At 36.0% G+C, this 13,573-nt stretch carries 12 protein-coding genes; 1 reads left to right on the top strand and 11 read right to left on the bottom strand.

Annotated elements, in window-relative coordinates; translation table 11 throughout:
- Positions 1–144 precede the first annotated feature (144 nt).
- The 9 genes from JJQ93_RS00870 to JJQ93_RS00830 form a co-directional block, all read right to left on the bottom strand.
- Positions 145–567, bottom strand: a complete 423-nt coding sequence (locus JJQ93_RS00870; RefSeq protein ID WP_014758245.1) for an acyl-CoA thioesterase — start codon at positions 565–567, stop codon at positions 145–147.
- Positions 568–612: 45 nt separating this feature from the next.
- Positions 613–2,364 (bottom strand): pyruvate kinase, encoded by a 1,752-nt coding sequence (gene pyk, locus JJQ93_RS00865; RefSeq protein ID WP_274892417.1) that lies wholly within the window; start codon positions 2,362–2,364, stop codon positions 613–615.
- A gap of 11 nt (positions 2,365–2,375) precedes the next feature.
- Entirely contained in the window at positions 2,376–3,341 is a 966-nt protein-coding gene (gene pfkA / locus JJQ93_RS00860) for a 6-phosphofructokinase (RefSeq protein ID WP_274892416.1), read from the bottom strand.
- 70 nt (positions 3,342–3,411) lie between these two features.
- The gene (locus JJQ93_RS00855) at positions 3,412–3,609 is read right to left on the bottom strand and encodes a hypothetical protein (protein WP_013787433.1); all 198 of its coding nucleotides are present in this window, start codon (positions 3,607–3,609) and stop codon (positions 3,412–3,414) included.
- Positions 3,610–3,682: 73 nt separating this feature from the next.
- Entirely contained in the window at positions 3,683–7,117 is a 3,435-nt protein-coding gene (locus JJQ93_RS00850; protein ID WP_274892415.1) for a DNA polymerase III subunit alpha, read from the bottom strand.
- Positions 7,118–7,127: 10 nt separating this feature from the next.
- Positions 7,128–8,435 carry a DRTGG domain-containing protein gene (locus JJQ93_RS00845; RefSeq protein ID WP_274892414.1) on the bottom strand — a complete coding sequence of 436 codons (1,308 nt, stop codon included), beginning with the start codon at positions 8,433–8,435 and terminating at the stop codon, positions 7,128–7,130.
- Positions 8,436–8,485: 50 nt separating this feature from the next.
- On the bottom strand, positions 8,486–8,752 hold the full coding sequence (locus JJQ93_RS00840; RefSeq protein WP_274892413.1) for an HPr family phosphocarrier protein: 267 nt from the start codon (positions 8,750–8,752) through the stop codon (positions 8,486–8,488).
- Positions 8,745–9,710, bottom strand: a complete 966-nt coding sequence (gene whiA, locus JJQ93_RS00835; RefSeq protein ID WP_014758239.1) for a DNA-binding protein WhiA — start codon at positions 9,708–9,710, stop codon at positions 8,745–8,747. Before whiA ends, JJQ93_RS00840 begins: the two co-directional genes overlap by 8 nt.
- A gap of 88 nt (positions 9,711–9,798) precedes the next feature.
- The gene (locus tag JJQ93_RS00830) at positions 9,799–10,035 is read right to left on the bottom strand and encodes a hypothetical protein (protein ID WP_014758238.1); all 237 of its coding nucleotides are present in this window, start codon (positions 10,033–10,035) and stop codon (positions 9,799–9,801) included.
- 185 nt (positions 10,036–10,220) lie between these two features.
- On the opposite strand from JJQ93_RS00830, the gene glgP reads away from it, so the two are divergent.
- Positions 10,221–11,840 (top strand): alpha-glucan family phosphorylase, encoded by a 1,620-nt coding sequence (gene glgP / locus JJQ93_RS00825; protein WP_274892412.1) that lies wholly within the window; start codon positions 10,221–10,223, stop codon positions 11,838–11,840.
- Positions 11,841–11,912: 72 nt separating this feature from the next.
- Here the strand turns inward: glgP and JJQ93_RS00820 are convergent, their stop codons facing one another.
- Together JJQ93_RS00820 and JJQ93_RS00815 are read right to left on the bottom strand one after the other, a co-directional pair.
- Positions 11,913–13,163: a glycoside hydrolase family 13 protein gene (locus tag JJQ93_RS00820; RefSeq protein WP_274892411.1), complete on the bottom strand. Its 1,251-nt coding sequence runs from the start codon at positions 13,161–13,163 to the stop codon at positions 11,913–11,915.
- The gene (locus JJQ93_RS00815; RefSeq protein WP_274892410.1) at positions 13,111–13,560 is read right to left on the bottom strand and encodes an alpha amylase N-terminal ig-like domain-containing protein; all 450 of its coding nucleotides are present in this window, start codon (positions 13,558–13,560) and stop codon (positions 13,111–13,113) included. Before JJQ93_RS00815 ends, JJQ93_RS00820 begins: the two co-directional genes overlap by 53 nt.
- Between the last annotated feature and the right edge of the window lie 13 nt (positions 13,561–13,573).

Raw genomic sequence — 13,573 nt, 5'->3', positions numbered from 1 at the left:
ATCGCCTCCAATACTATTTTACATTATATCTGAGGTTTGTGCAACCGATTTTATATAAAGGCAAAAAAATAGGGCGAATGCCGCCCATTGATATAATCGGTTACCAATACCATTATAACCAATTTATTGAATTATATTCAAACTTTATACACCTTCAAAGCATTTATTCAACATTTCGTAAACATGCGGCAAAGCCTTTTTTATATTTACAGGTTTCCTGTCAAGTGTCGTAAATGGATGTTCTGTCATGCCTTGTGCCAAAAGCTTATTTCCATCTTCTTTCATTATATCGTACTCAAATCTTATCCTTGAGCCTTTCAATAAACCTATTTTTGTCTTTATAATTATTACATCATCATATTCTGCAGGCCAAAAGTATTTGCAACTGGCTTCTATCACCGGAAGCATTATATTGTTCTGTTCTAATTCTCGATAAGTCATGCCTAAAGATCTGAAAAATTCTGTCCTGCCTATTTCAAACCAGTTTAAATAATTTGCATGATACACTATGCCCATCTTATCTGTTTCGCCATATCTTACCCTTACTTTTACGTCGTAAGTATACATGTATTATCACCTCAAAAAATAAAGACAAGAAGATGACTTCCTGTCCTATTTTATATTCACTATGCCTTTGTAGACCAATCCTCTGGCAGTATCGAGAGTTACCGTCATTCCATCTTTAAGCTTTGAAGTTACTCCTTCACAGCCTACAATGACAGGTAATCCATAGTTCAATCCAACTATTGCAGCATGGGACGTTAGTCCACCTTCTTCTGTTATGATAGCTGAAGCCTTCTCAATTATAGGCATATAATCCCTTTCAGTTTTTTGAGCAACGATGATGTCTCCTTCTCTGAACTTATCTTTGTCCTTGTATGGATCTCTTATGATGGAAACAACACCACTTATTGATTTAGTACCTATGCCTGTACCTTTTACTATTACATCTCCCACAATATGAACCTTCAACATATTTGTTGTCCCTGTAGTCGCGACAGGTATTCCTGCCGATATTACTACAATATCGCCATTTCGAATTAATCCTTCATTTAAAGCCGTATTTACTGATACTTCTATCATTTCATCTGTAGAATTGACTTCCTGTGATATCAATGGATGTACACCCCACACGATGCTAAGCCTTCTCGCAACATCTTTGTTTGGCGTCACTGCTATTATAGGTGCTGACGGTCTATACTTAGACACCATTCTCGCAGTATAACCTGATATTGTAGATGTAATAATGGCAGTTGCACCTATATCTCTCGCGGTAGTACACGTAGCATGGCTTATGGCATTTGTCATAGAAATATTGTAATCCACATTTTTATCTAAATTTTCTTTGTAATTTATATACGTCTCAATTTTTTCAGCTATCTTTGACATCGTCTTAAAAGCCTCTACAGGATATTTGCCTTGCGCTGTTTCACCAGACAACATTATCGCATCAGTGCCATCCAATATAGCATTGGCTACATCTGTTACTTCTGCCCTTGTTGGCCTTGGATTTCTTATCATAGAGTCAAGCATCTGTGTAGCAGTAACTACTGGTTTACCTGCTTTGTTGCATTTTTCAATTATCCTTTTCTGAACGATAGGTATCTCCTCTATAGGAATTTCGACACCCAAATCGCCGCGGGCTACCATTATGCCATCAGAGACTTTGATTATTTCATCAATATTTTCTACACCTTCGCGATTTTCAATTTTTGATATGATAAGTATATGGCCAGCGTCATTGTCTTCTAACAATCTCCTTATGGCAATTACATCTGCTGCTTTTCTGACAAAAGACGCTGCAATCATGTCGATTCCTTTTTTTATTCCAAACTCTATATCATCCACGTCTTTTTGCGTTATGGCAGGCAAATTAAGCTTTGTACCAGGTACATTTACACCTTTGTGGTCACCTATTGTACCAGAATTCTCCACAGTGCATACTATATCTTCACCTTTTACGTCATTGACTTTCAATGATACTAATCCGTCATCAATCAATATGCGAGAACCTCTCTCCACATCTTGAGGAAGCCCCTTATATGAAACAGAACAAATAGTGTTATCTCCTTCAATTTCCCTTGATGTTATCGTAAATGTCTGGCCTTCTTTAAGCTCTGCAACACCGCCTTTAAATTTGCCAGTCCTTATTTCAGGCCCTTTTGTATCAAGCATAATTGCAATAGGCAGCTTAAGTTCTTCTCTAATCTTTATAATATTGTCTATTCTGCTTCCATGCTCTTCATGATCCCCATGTGAAAAATTCAACCTGCAAATATTAAGGCCGCTTTCTATAAGCTCTTTCAATATCTCATATTTTTCACTGGCAGGACCAATCGTGCATATTATCTTAGTTCTACGCATATCTTCACTCCTTAAATTGATAATATTTTGCTGAGTTCATAAAGCTTTAAATTAAACTCTTTTTTCATTGCCAAAGCAGTGTCTATATCATCATCCACAATCTGGTTATTTCTTATGCTTATTATTCTTTGAGATTTGTTTTCTAATAGAAGCTCTACAGCTCTTGATCCCATTTGGCTTGCGATAACTCTGTCCATGACAGTAGGTGCGCCACCCCTTTGTATGTGGCCCAAAGTCGTATGCCTTAAATCAAGCTTAGGAAGTCTCTCTTGAATCATCTTTGATAACTCCAGACCGCTCATTACGCCTTCTGCCAGTACAATTATGTGATGCAGCTTGCCCCTCTTTATGCCGTACGAAATTTTTTCGCACACTTCATCTATGTCAAATTTGACTTCCGGTATTATTATAATCTCTGCTCCTCCAGCAAGTCCTGCATAAAGCGCTATGTACCCAGCATTTCTTCCCATTACCTCTATGATATTTGCTCTTTCATGTGACGTTGCCGTGTCTCTAATCTTGTTGATGGCATCTATAGCCGTATTGCAAGCTGTATCAAAACCGATTGTATAATCTGTACACGGTATGTCATTGTCGATAGTGCCTGGAATACCGATCGTATTAACACCATGTTCATTGCTTAAAAGCTGTGCACCTCTAAAAGAGCCATCTCCGCCTATGACCACAAGCCCCTCAATATTGTGCTTTCTCAATACCTCTGCAGCCTTGGCTCTTCCTTCTTTTGTCTTAAATTCTGCACTTCTGGCTGTACGAAGTATTGTACCGCCTCTTTGAATTATGTCACCTACTGATGACAATGTCATGTCTTCTATCTCGTCGTCTATAAGCCCCTGATAGCCTCTCATGATGCCTTTTACTGTCAGCCCGTTATATATGCCGCATCTTACCACTGCCCTTATGGCAGCATTCATGCCTGGTGCATCTCCACCACTTGTTAAAACTCCTATTGTTCTCATAATATATCCTCCTTACCAACCGGGTCATTATATGTCCCATTTTATTAAAAGTCCCCCTTATAAGGGGTAATTAAAGACCATATTCAATAATAATATTCTGTGCATCCTGAGCTTCTGAATTAGGAACCATAACTTCACAGTAGCCGTCGTTATTGTCTACATTTTTTTTCAATGGTTTTAATTTCACTAAAAAGCCTTCTTTTGTCAGCACATCTTTGACCTTTTCTGCAACTTCCATGCTGTGCGCCATATATATAACAGTCCACATAAAAAGGCCTCCTTGAATATTCTAACTACTATTTTAATTTATTTTTTGTATAATATCAATATATATTTACACGTTATACAATTTTAACATTTTCTTCTCCCAGTACACTTGCAAGTTCGTCCAAAAGCTCATTTGCACCATTTACCCAAAGATCTTTTTGAGCTGCCAGATTTTTATTTGCATATCTTATAAAAACAGGAATGTTTCCTCTGTATTTGACTAAAATTCCTTTAATCTTTTCCACATCCTTTTGTTCCTTCACATTAAGCCACAATTTTTCTCGTATCATGTGTGTAAGCGGCTTAACTTCATCGCATAAAATCTTTGGCTCTTCATCTTCCCTTAAACTTACTTTGCCTTTTACTACAACAGGCAAATCTTCACTTAAAAATTTTGAGTATCTTTCGTACACAGCAGGAAATACGATGACTTCGATGGTACCGTACAGATCTGCAAGATTTACAAAAGCCATCATATTATTGTTTTTTGTAAACTTTATTTTCTTGCTTTCTACAATCCCTACCAAAACAACATCTTGATCATCAAAGGCCGTTTTTTTTGCAAATGAGTCATCGCTATTTTTCAAGTCCCTCGTTGTACAATTTGCTATTCTTCGTATATCGTCTTGATATTCATCAAGTGGATGTCCGCTAATATAAAGCCCCATAGTTTCTTTTTCCATAGAAAGTATTACGTCTTTAGAAAATTCTTTGATGTCTGGAAGCGAATAATCGATTTTATAGCTTTCCGCATCGCTTTCAAATAATGATATCTGCCCTTTTATATTCCTCTCTCTGCTTCTATGAATGCTTTCCATTATGCCTTCGTAAACTGCTAATAATTGAGATCTGTAGACGCCAAATGAATCAAATGCACCAGCTTTTATGAGACTTTCAACGGCTTTCTTGTTTAATTGCATTTCGTCTATTCTCTCAAAGAAATCTATGATAGATGTATATCTGCCGTTTTTCTTTCTGTCCTCTACAATTTCTAATGTAGCGTTTAAGCCGACGTTTTTAACAGCAGCAAGACCAAATCTGATTTTGCCATTGGCGACGGTAAAGTAGGAATAGCTTTCGTTTATATCCGGTGGCAAAACTTGTATACCCATCTTTTTTAGAACTTGTACATAGAAAGCCACTTTATCCGTATTGTCAACAAAGCTATTAAGCAATGCAGCCATGAATTCAACAGGATAGTATCTCTTTAAATACGCCGTTTGAAAAGCCACAACAGCATAAGCTGCAGCGTGAGATTTATTGAATGCATAATTGGCAAAATCAATCATTTCGTCAAAAAGCCTGTTGGCCGTATCTTCATCAACACCTTTGTTTACAGCTCCTGGTACGATGTAATTGCCATTTTCATCTTTGATTCCATAGATGAAGTTCTTCCTCTCTTCCTCCATAACCTTCATTTTCTTCTTCGCCATGGCACGGCGAACCAAGTCAGACCTTCCCAACGAGTACCCTGCCAAATCCCTCACTATCTGCATAACTTGCTCCTGATAAACCATGCAGCCATAAGTGACATCAAGAATTGGCCTTAGAAGCGGATGTTCATATTTTATGTTTTCAGGGTGATTTTTATTTTCTATGTATCTGGGTATTTGATCCATTGGACCAGGTCTATAAAGCGATATACCTGCTATTACATCTTCCAGCTTTTCTGGCTTTAGCTCTGTCATAAACTGTTTCATTCCAGATGATTCTAATTGAAATACACCTTCAGTATCGCCTCTGCTTATTAATGCATAAACTTCTTTATCTTCAAAGTCAATATTGTCTATGTCAACATCTATCCCTCTGGTCTCTTTTACAATATCTAAAGTGTCTCTTATGACAGTAAGTGTCCTTAAACCCAAAAAATCCATCTTTAAAAGGCCTAATTCTTCCAAAGTCGTCATCGTAAACTGCGTGACAATAGAACCTTCATTTTTCTGCAATGGAACGTATTTTACCAGCGGTTCGCTTGATATAACTACGCCTGCAGCATGCGTTGAAGCATGACGTGGAAGTCCTTCAAGAGATCTTGAAATATCAATCAACTGCCTAATCTTTTCGTCATTTTCGTACTTATCTTTTAACTCTGGATTTAATTCAATTGCTTTATCTATAGTCATTCCAAGTTCGAAAGGTATCATTTTCGCAATGACATCAACTTCAGCGTAAGGAAAGTTTAAAGCACGGCCAACATCTCTTATGGCAGCCCTTGCAGCCATCGTACCAAATGTTATTATTTGAGCCACTCTGTCTTCTCCATACTTTTTGACTACATAATCAATTACCTCTTGTCTTCTTTCATAGCAAAAATCAGAGTCTATATCTGGCATGCTTACTCTTTCAGGGTTTAAAAATCTTTCAAAAAGGAGATTGTACTTTATAGGATCAATCTTTGTTATGCCGAGGCAGTATGCCACAAGGCTCCCAGCAGCCGAGCCTCTCCCAGGACCAGTCATTATTCCATTGTCGCGGGCAAATTTAATAAAATCCCACACGATTAAGAAGTAATCAACATATCCCATTTTTTCTATTACAGAAAGCTCGTAGTTTAACCTTTCTATCACTTCATCGGTTGGATTTGGATACCTTTTATACAACCCATCCATGCAAAGTTTTCTCAAGTATTCATCTGACTTCATGCCATCTGGCACTTCATACTTTGGAAGCTTAGTCTTATTAAATTCAAATTCCAGATTGCACATATCGGCAATTTTTACGGTATTCTCCAAAGCTTCCTTGCAATACGAAAACATATCATACATCTCATCAGGGGATTTTAGATAAAATTGATCTGTCGGAAATGACATCCTATCAGCATCATCCATGTTCTTGCCTGTCTGAATGCACAAAAGGACTTCATGTGCCAAATGATCCTCTTTATTAAGATAATGAACATCATTTGTGGCCGCAAGAGGTATGTTTAGCTCTTTTGAAAGTTTTATCAATTCCGCATTTACTTTTTCCTGCTGGCTTAAACCATGGTATTGAAGCTCAAGATAAAAATTGCCTGTCCCAAAAATGGAGTTATAAAAAATAGCAGTCTCTTTAGCTTTTTCATATTCATCAGAAAGGAGATACGATGGTATTTCGCCGCCAAGACATGAGCTAAGCGCTATTAAGCCTTCGCTGTGTTCTTTTAAGTATTGATGATCAACCCTCGGCTTATAGTAAAAACCATCGATAGATGCCTTTGAGACAATTTTCATCAAATTTTCATATCCAGTCATGTTTTTGCACAGCAAAATCAGATGATAATTTAAATTATCTATGCCGTATTCTTTATCGTACAAAGACCTTGGAGAAACGTAAATTTCACACCCAATTATAGGTTTTACACCATAAGATACGGCCTCTTTGTAAAAATCTATGGCACCGTACATGACGCCGTGGTCCGTAATAGCTATGGAATTCATTCCAAGCTCTTTCGTCCTCTTTATAAGCTCTTTTATCCTACATGAACCATCGAGAAGGCTGTATTCGCTGTGAACGTGCAAATGTACAAACATTACAATCACCTTAAAAAAGTTTTTTGTTCTTTAAAAGCCTCAAAGACATCAGTGCTTTTGCAATCATTGTTTCTTCGTATAAAACTGATATCTCAACTTTGCAGAAATTGCCGCTATAATCTATGATAGCAGTATTTACTTCAATCGTCTTTTCTGTCTGTAGAGGCCTTATAAAATAAACTAAAAAGTTATCTACAACAGCATCAAATCTTTTATTTCTCGTCACTGACGATATGCCGCATTCGCTCATAAGCATCATGAGGGCGCTGCTACTGACCGTTCCTAATTGATTTACCATGTTTTGCGGTATCGTTCCATAAAATTTCATCCCATCTTGTGTTTTCTCAGCATGAAAGTCTTTTAACAATGTATCATTGATGGTTTCCTCAATCTGAGGCTGTTTTGCCATGTATTGAAGGGCTTTTATCACGTCTTCTCTACTTATGATGCCAACAAGTTCTTTATTGTTAGTAACAGGCAAAACTTCTATATTCCACCATATCATTAGATGGGCCGCAAACGCTACAGTCGTAGTTTCAGTGACATATATTGGATTTCTGGCCATTATATCTCCTATTTTATCATCATCGTCAGCTTTAGCTATTTCTCTGGAGGTAACTATTCCAACTAAAGTACCGCTTTCATCTACAACAGGATACCTCGTATGGCTTGTCTTATTTAATAGTGCCTTCCAATCATTTACTGTCTGATTTGTCGTCATGTAGATGGGGTTAGTTGACATGATATTGCTTACAAGCAGTATTCTTTTCTTTGTCATCCTCTCGTTTACTGCCTTATTGATCAAGGTTGCCACGGTAAAGGTATCATACGTAGTTGAGATCAATGGCAATGAAAGCTTATCTGCCAAAGTTTTAACTTCTATTTTAGCATCAAATCCACCTGTTATAAGGACGGCAGCACCTGCTTTTAATGCTGCCATCTGTGCATTATCTCTATTGCCAAGTATAATAAGATCACCTGGTTGAATGTATTTTACCATTTCTTCCGTTGTCATGGCACCTATCAAAAACTTGTTAAGCTCTATATTGAGCCCATTCTCTCCTCCTAAGACAGTCCCATCCACGACATTTTTTATTTCCTCGTACGTCAGTCTGTCAAACAGTTTATTCTTAGGCTTCGTCCTTATGGTACCTGCTCTCGGAATAGTTGTCACAATGTACATGCTTTCTGCATCTTTTATGGCTTTATACGCAGTGCCTTCGCTTATCTTCAAAGCCTGTGCCAAACTTCTTACTGATATTTTCGTTCCTTCTGGCAGGCTTTTAAGATACTCCAGCACCCTCTCATTTTTAGTCATAAAAAAATCATCCTTCATGCAAAAAAGGTTTCCTAAGAAACCTTTTTAGATTATTCTTCTCCAAATTTTGAATCAATTAAATCAACAAGTGTCTTAATTGCTTCTTGCTCGTCGCTGCCATCAGCGATAAGTTTCACTGTATTCCCCTGTGCAACTCCTAATGACATAATACCCATGATGCTTTTCGCATTTACCTTCTTATTTTCCTTTTCCACCCAAATCTGTGATGAAAATTTGCTTGCCGCTTGTACAAACAAAGCTGCTGGTCTCACATGAAGACCTGTCTTATTTTTAATTTCTACTGTCTTTTCAGTCATAATTATTGACTCTCCTCTCTTTTAATTTTGATACAATTTCTTCAATTTTTCTTAATCTATGATTGACTCCTGATTTTCCAACAGGAGGATCTAGCATTTGACCTAATTCTTTAAGGCTTATATCTGGATATTTAAGCCTTTTTTCTGCAATCTCTTTTAAATTATCCGGGAGGTAATTAAGCCCTACGCTATTCTTTATATAATTTATATTCTCTATCTGCCTCAATGATGCATTTATGGTCTTTGTAAGATTGGCAGTCTCACAATTAACAAGCCTGTTTACATTATTCCTTATGTCTTTATATACGCGTATATTTTCCAAGTTCAATAAGGAATTATGTGCCCCCATTATGTTTAGGACATCTACTATTTGTTCTCCCTCTTTTAAGTATACTACATAATTATTTTTTCTTGCAATAATTTTTGAATGCAAATGATAATTATTTATTAATTTGCTTAAATCCTTAGCATGATCTAAATTGTGCGTTATAAATTCCAAATGGTACGCCTTTTCCGGATCGCTGATCGAACCACCTCCAAGAAAAGCACCTCTAATATATGCCTTCTTGCAACACTTTTTGCTGACAATGCTTTTGTCTATGCCATAATTTAACTTACTGCCTTCACCGTCATACTTTAGAAGTCCAACCTTTCTCAATATGTTCTCGGCTGCATCTTTGTCAGAGACTAAAATCAAATAGCTTAAGGATTTTTTTAGCTGGCTATTTCTCCTCACCATCACCTCTGCTACAACATTGAATATATCTTTTAAAAGCTTAAATACTAATCTTGCCACAGAAGCATTTTCAGTTACAAGGCTTAAACTAATTCTCTGATGACCATATATAGATATTGAGCCTATTGTTCTTATCAAAGCAGCAAGTTCAGCCAATTTGCAACAGCTATCATCGGGGTATATTCTCGATAACTCGTTTTTTGTGATAGACGAAAAGGACATATAAATCACCTCGCAGGGTCCTATATCTATTATACTACATAATTTTAAAAAAACTCCTATAAATTTTTTATAGGAGTTTGAAAATAATTTAAAAATCTAACTTTTTTCTTTCCCATTCTAAATAATCTTTCGAGGTTTTCCAGTCAGATATTTCTCTTGATGAAAGCCAATCTTTGAATTCTTTATAGTCTTTCCACTCTTCATATTCTCCAAGTTCATTTAATCTTTTTGCAGCTAAAAACCTAAAAATATCAAGGCTTCCATACAGCTTTTCGTACTCTTTATAGTAGTGATAATCTCTTCCGTATCTCCCATTTGCCTCCATAATCTCACCCCAATTACAATATGGAAAGATGGCATTTAGCCATATTTTAATATATACTGCATAATATTCACAAATCTCAAATAAGGTTACTTAGCATACCTTGGTTATGAAATTTTGTGCAACCCATTGCATTGCTAATTTTTTAATATTATAATATACTTAAAAGTTTTATAAGGAGGTATAAAATGGACAGAGGAAAACTTCCAAGAGTAGCATACTTTTGCATGGAATACGGACTTCATTCGGATTTTAAACTTTACGCTGGAGGCCTTGGAATCTTAGCAGGTGATCATTTGAAAGCCGCAAAAGAACTTGGCATGCCTCTTGTAGGCATCGGCATCCTATGGAAACAAGGTTATACAGAACAACACATAGGCGAAGACGGTTATCCTTATGATGCATATCATAACTACAAATACGATTTTCTAAAAGATACAGGTGTAAAAGTAAAAGTTAAAATTAGAAATCAAGATGTATACTGTAAAGTCTGGCTTGTAGATAGCTTTGACAATGCACCACTGTATCTTTTAGATACAGACATACCCGAGAATGGAGATAGATGGATAACAGGACAACTTTACGGATGGTTTGGCGAAGAAAGAGTTGCACAGGAAATCGTGCTTGGAATCGGTGGCGTAAGGGCTTTAAGAGCGTTGGGAATTGACGTCGATGTCTATCACTTTAATGAAGGTCATGCAACATTAGCAGCATTAGAACTCATACGGGAGAAAATGGAAAATAAAAATATGACGTTTAATGAAGCTTGGAATGCAACACGTCAAGAAGTTGTATTTACAACACATACACCTGTAATTGAAGGAAACGAATCTCACAACATAGAGCTTCTCATGTACATGGGTGCAAACAACGGTCTAACAATTGAGCAAATGGCTCAAATAGGCGGAGTTCCTTTTAATATGACTGTTGCGGGGCTAAGGCTTTCACGAATTGCAAACGGTGTGGCAAAATTACACGGACAAACCGCAAATAAAATGTGGGCACATGTTGATAATGCAGCTCCAATCATATCAATTACAAACGGTATTGATAGAAAAACATGGGTAGATAGTAGAATCACGGAAGCGTACAATAAAGGTGAAAATCTCCTGAAAACACATAATATAATAAAGCAAGAATTAATTGATTTTGTATATGATCGCACTGGTGTAAAACTTGATTCTGATAAATTATTAATAGGCTTTTCAAGAAGAGCTGCTCCTTACAAGAGAAGTGACTTTATTTTCACAAATGATGAAGTTATAGGTGAATACTTAAAATCAAGAAAAATACAAATGGTGTTTTCCGGAAAAGGACATCCTTTAGACGATGTTGGAAAAAAAATCGTAGCAAAACTAATTGAAATGACCAAAAAATACCCAGAAAGTGTCGTATTTCTTCCAGATTACGATATGACAATAGGCAAAATGTTGACAAGAGGTTCAGACGTTTGGCTTAACAATCCTCGAAGGCCAAAGGAAGCAAGTGGTACATCTGGCATGAAAGCTGCTATGAACGGTGTATTAAACTTAAGTATTTTAGATGGTTGGTGGCCTGAAGCTTGCATTGACGGTTTAAATGGCTGGCAATTTGGCGATGGATTTGAATCTGATGATGTGGAAATTTTAGATAAACATGACCTAGAAGCTTTGTACAATGTATTGTTAAATAAAGTTGTACCAACATATTACAACGATAAAGCAAAATGGGAAAATATGATGAGAGAAAGCATTAAAACAACCTATGATGCCTTTTCAGCAAATAGAATGCTTAAAGAATACTACGAATTAATGTATGTAAAACATTAAATATCCCATGATTTAAGCCGGACAAATAGTCCGGCTTTATTCCATAAAGATTAACTTAAAATATTCATTAATTTATTTCAAAATATAGGCACAGTTTGGCTCTAATGATATAATTTTACCCTTTATTTTTATCTTACCCATTCCTAAAATATCTATCTTCCCTTGTACACCATTTAATAATATTGAATGCTCTTTGCTGCTATTATTTATTATTACAATAATCGATTTACCTTTGTATTCCCTTTTGAAACTTATAATTCCATCTCTCGCATAAAGTGTCTTGTATGTTCCATATCTTAGTTCTTCATTTTCCTTTCTCAAAGAAATAAGCTTTTTATAAAAATTAAATAACTTTAAGTTTTGTTTTTCTTCATTCCAAATCATACATCTTCTACAATCAGGATCATAACCACCAACCATACCAACTTCATCTCCATAATATATATATGGAACTCCAATATATGTAAATTGAAAAACCAATGCCAGCTTCATCCGCATTACCATGCCATTACACATTGTCAAAAATCTCTCTGTATCATGGCTTCCTATTAGGTTTAGCATAGCCCTATTAACACCATCCATATGCCTCATCAATTGTTCAGTCATAATAGTATTAAATCGTTTTGCATCTATATTTCTCTTTGCAAAAAAGTCAACAAGAGCATTCTTAAAAGGATAATTCATGACACTATCAAACTGGTCACCATAAAGCCAAGGCGATGCATCATGCATAACCTCACCGACAATTATAGCATCATGCTTGGCTTTTTTCACAATCTCCCTAAATCTTCTCCAAAAATGATGGTCTATTTCATTTGCAACGTCAAGCCTCCAACCGTCGATGTCAACTTCTTTAATCCAATATTCGGCAACATTAAGCAAATACTCCTGTACATCAGGATTTTTAGTCATAAGCTTCGGCATTCTCCATTCATGATCCGCAAAAGCTTCGTATGTTGGAACAGGTGTTGTTTTTATAGGCCACTCATAAACATTAAACCAGTCCCAATATTTTGAATCTCTCCCATTCTTAATCACGTCTTGAAATGCAAAAAAGTCATAGCCACAATGGTTGAAGACAGCATCAAAAATAACTCTTATCCCATTTTTGTGACATTTATCAATTAATTCTTTAGCCTTATTAGTATCACCAAAATGAGGATCTATTTTATAATAATCTGATGTATTGTATTTATGTGTTGACGGTGACAAAAATATTGGCGTCATGTATATTGCATTAATTCCCAGATCCTTAAGGTATTCAATTTTATCAATAATCCCTTGAATATCTCCTCCAAAAAATAGGGAATATTTGATATACAATGCAATCGCTTGTCCATTTTGGCGCAAAAAAAACATCCATATCACATATGTAAGGAAACTGGAAAAATCCATGAAAACTTTTTTCTGGCCTCTTCGTATAAAAACCTGATTCTGTATAGAAGACTTTTTCATTCATCTTAGATATTAGGTAAAAAAAGTATACAAATTTTTTGTTTAATTTAAGAGTCGTTTCATAATAATCGAATAAATCATTTGATTGAGTTAAAAACATCTCTTTTACTTTGAACTTACCCATCCAATCATACCTGTCACGATAAAAAATGTAGCATTTTTTCATGTCTGAAGAAGCAGTTCTCAAGACTATATGAAGCTCATCCTTATTTAAAGGATATGCAAACGGAACATCACTTTTATGATATACAGCTTGTCTTATCATACAATACCCCTTT

Origin of the sequence: Thermoanaerobacterium sp. R66, assembly GCF_028895185.1 — a bacterium.
GTDB lineage: Bacteria > Bacillota > Thermoanaerobacteria > Thermoanaerobacterales > Thermoanaerobacteraceae > Thermoanaerobacterium.
The sequence above is the reverse complement of the archived record's forward strand: the minus strand, read 5'-3'. Positions and strand labels throughout refer to the sequence as shown.

What these genes read in the sequence shown, in the direction of transcription:
- JJQ93_RS00870 (WP_014758245.1), bottom strand. Translation starts at nt 567, where the DNA reads ATGTATACTTACGACGTAAAAGTAAGGGTAAGATATGGCGAAACAGAT.
- pyk (WP_274892417.1), bottom strand. Translation starts at nt 2,364, where the DNA reads ATGCGTAGAACTAAGATAATATGCACGATTGGTCCTGCCAGTGAAAAA.
- pfkA (WP_274892416.1), bottom strand. Translation starts at nt 3,341, where the DNA reads ATGAGAACAATAGGAGTTTTAACAAGTGGTGGAGATGCACCAGGCATG.
- JJQ93_RS00855 (WP_013787433.1), bottom strand. Translation starts at nt 3,609, where the DNA reads ATGTGGACTGTTATATATATGGCGCACAGCATGGAAGTTGCAGAAAAG.
- JJQ93_RS00850 (WP_274892415.1), bottom strand. Translation starts at nt 7,117, where the DNA reads ATGTTTGTACATTTGCACGTTCACAGCGAATACAGCCTTCTCGATGGT.
- JJQ93_RS00845 (WP_274892414.1), bottom strand. Translation starts at nt 8,435, where the DNA reads ATGACTAAAAATGAGAGGGTGCTGGAGTATCTTAAAAGCCTGCCAGAA.
- JJQ93_RS00840 (WP_274892413.1), bottom strand. Translation starts at nt 8,752, where the DNA reads ATGACTGAAAAGACAGTAGAAATTAAAAATAAGACAGGTCTTCATGTG.
- whiA (WP_014758239.1), bottom strand. Translation starts at nt 9,710, where the DNA reads ATGTCCTTTTCGTCTATCACAAAAAACGAGTTATCGAGAATATACCCC.
- JJQ93_RS00830 (WP_014758238.1), bottom strand. Translation starts at nt 10,035, where the DNA reads ATGGAGGCAAATGGGAGATACGGAAGAGATTATCACTACTATAAAGAG.
- glgP (WP_274892412.1), top strand. Translation starts at nt 10,221, where the DNA reads ATGGACAGAGGAAAACTTCCAAGAGTAGCATACTTTTGCATGGAATAC.
- JJQ93_RS00815 (WP_274892410.1), bottom strand. Translation starts at nt 13,560, where the DNA reads ATGATAAGACAAGCTGTATATCATAAAAGTGATGTTCCGTTTGCATAT.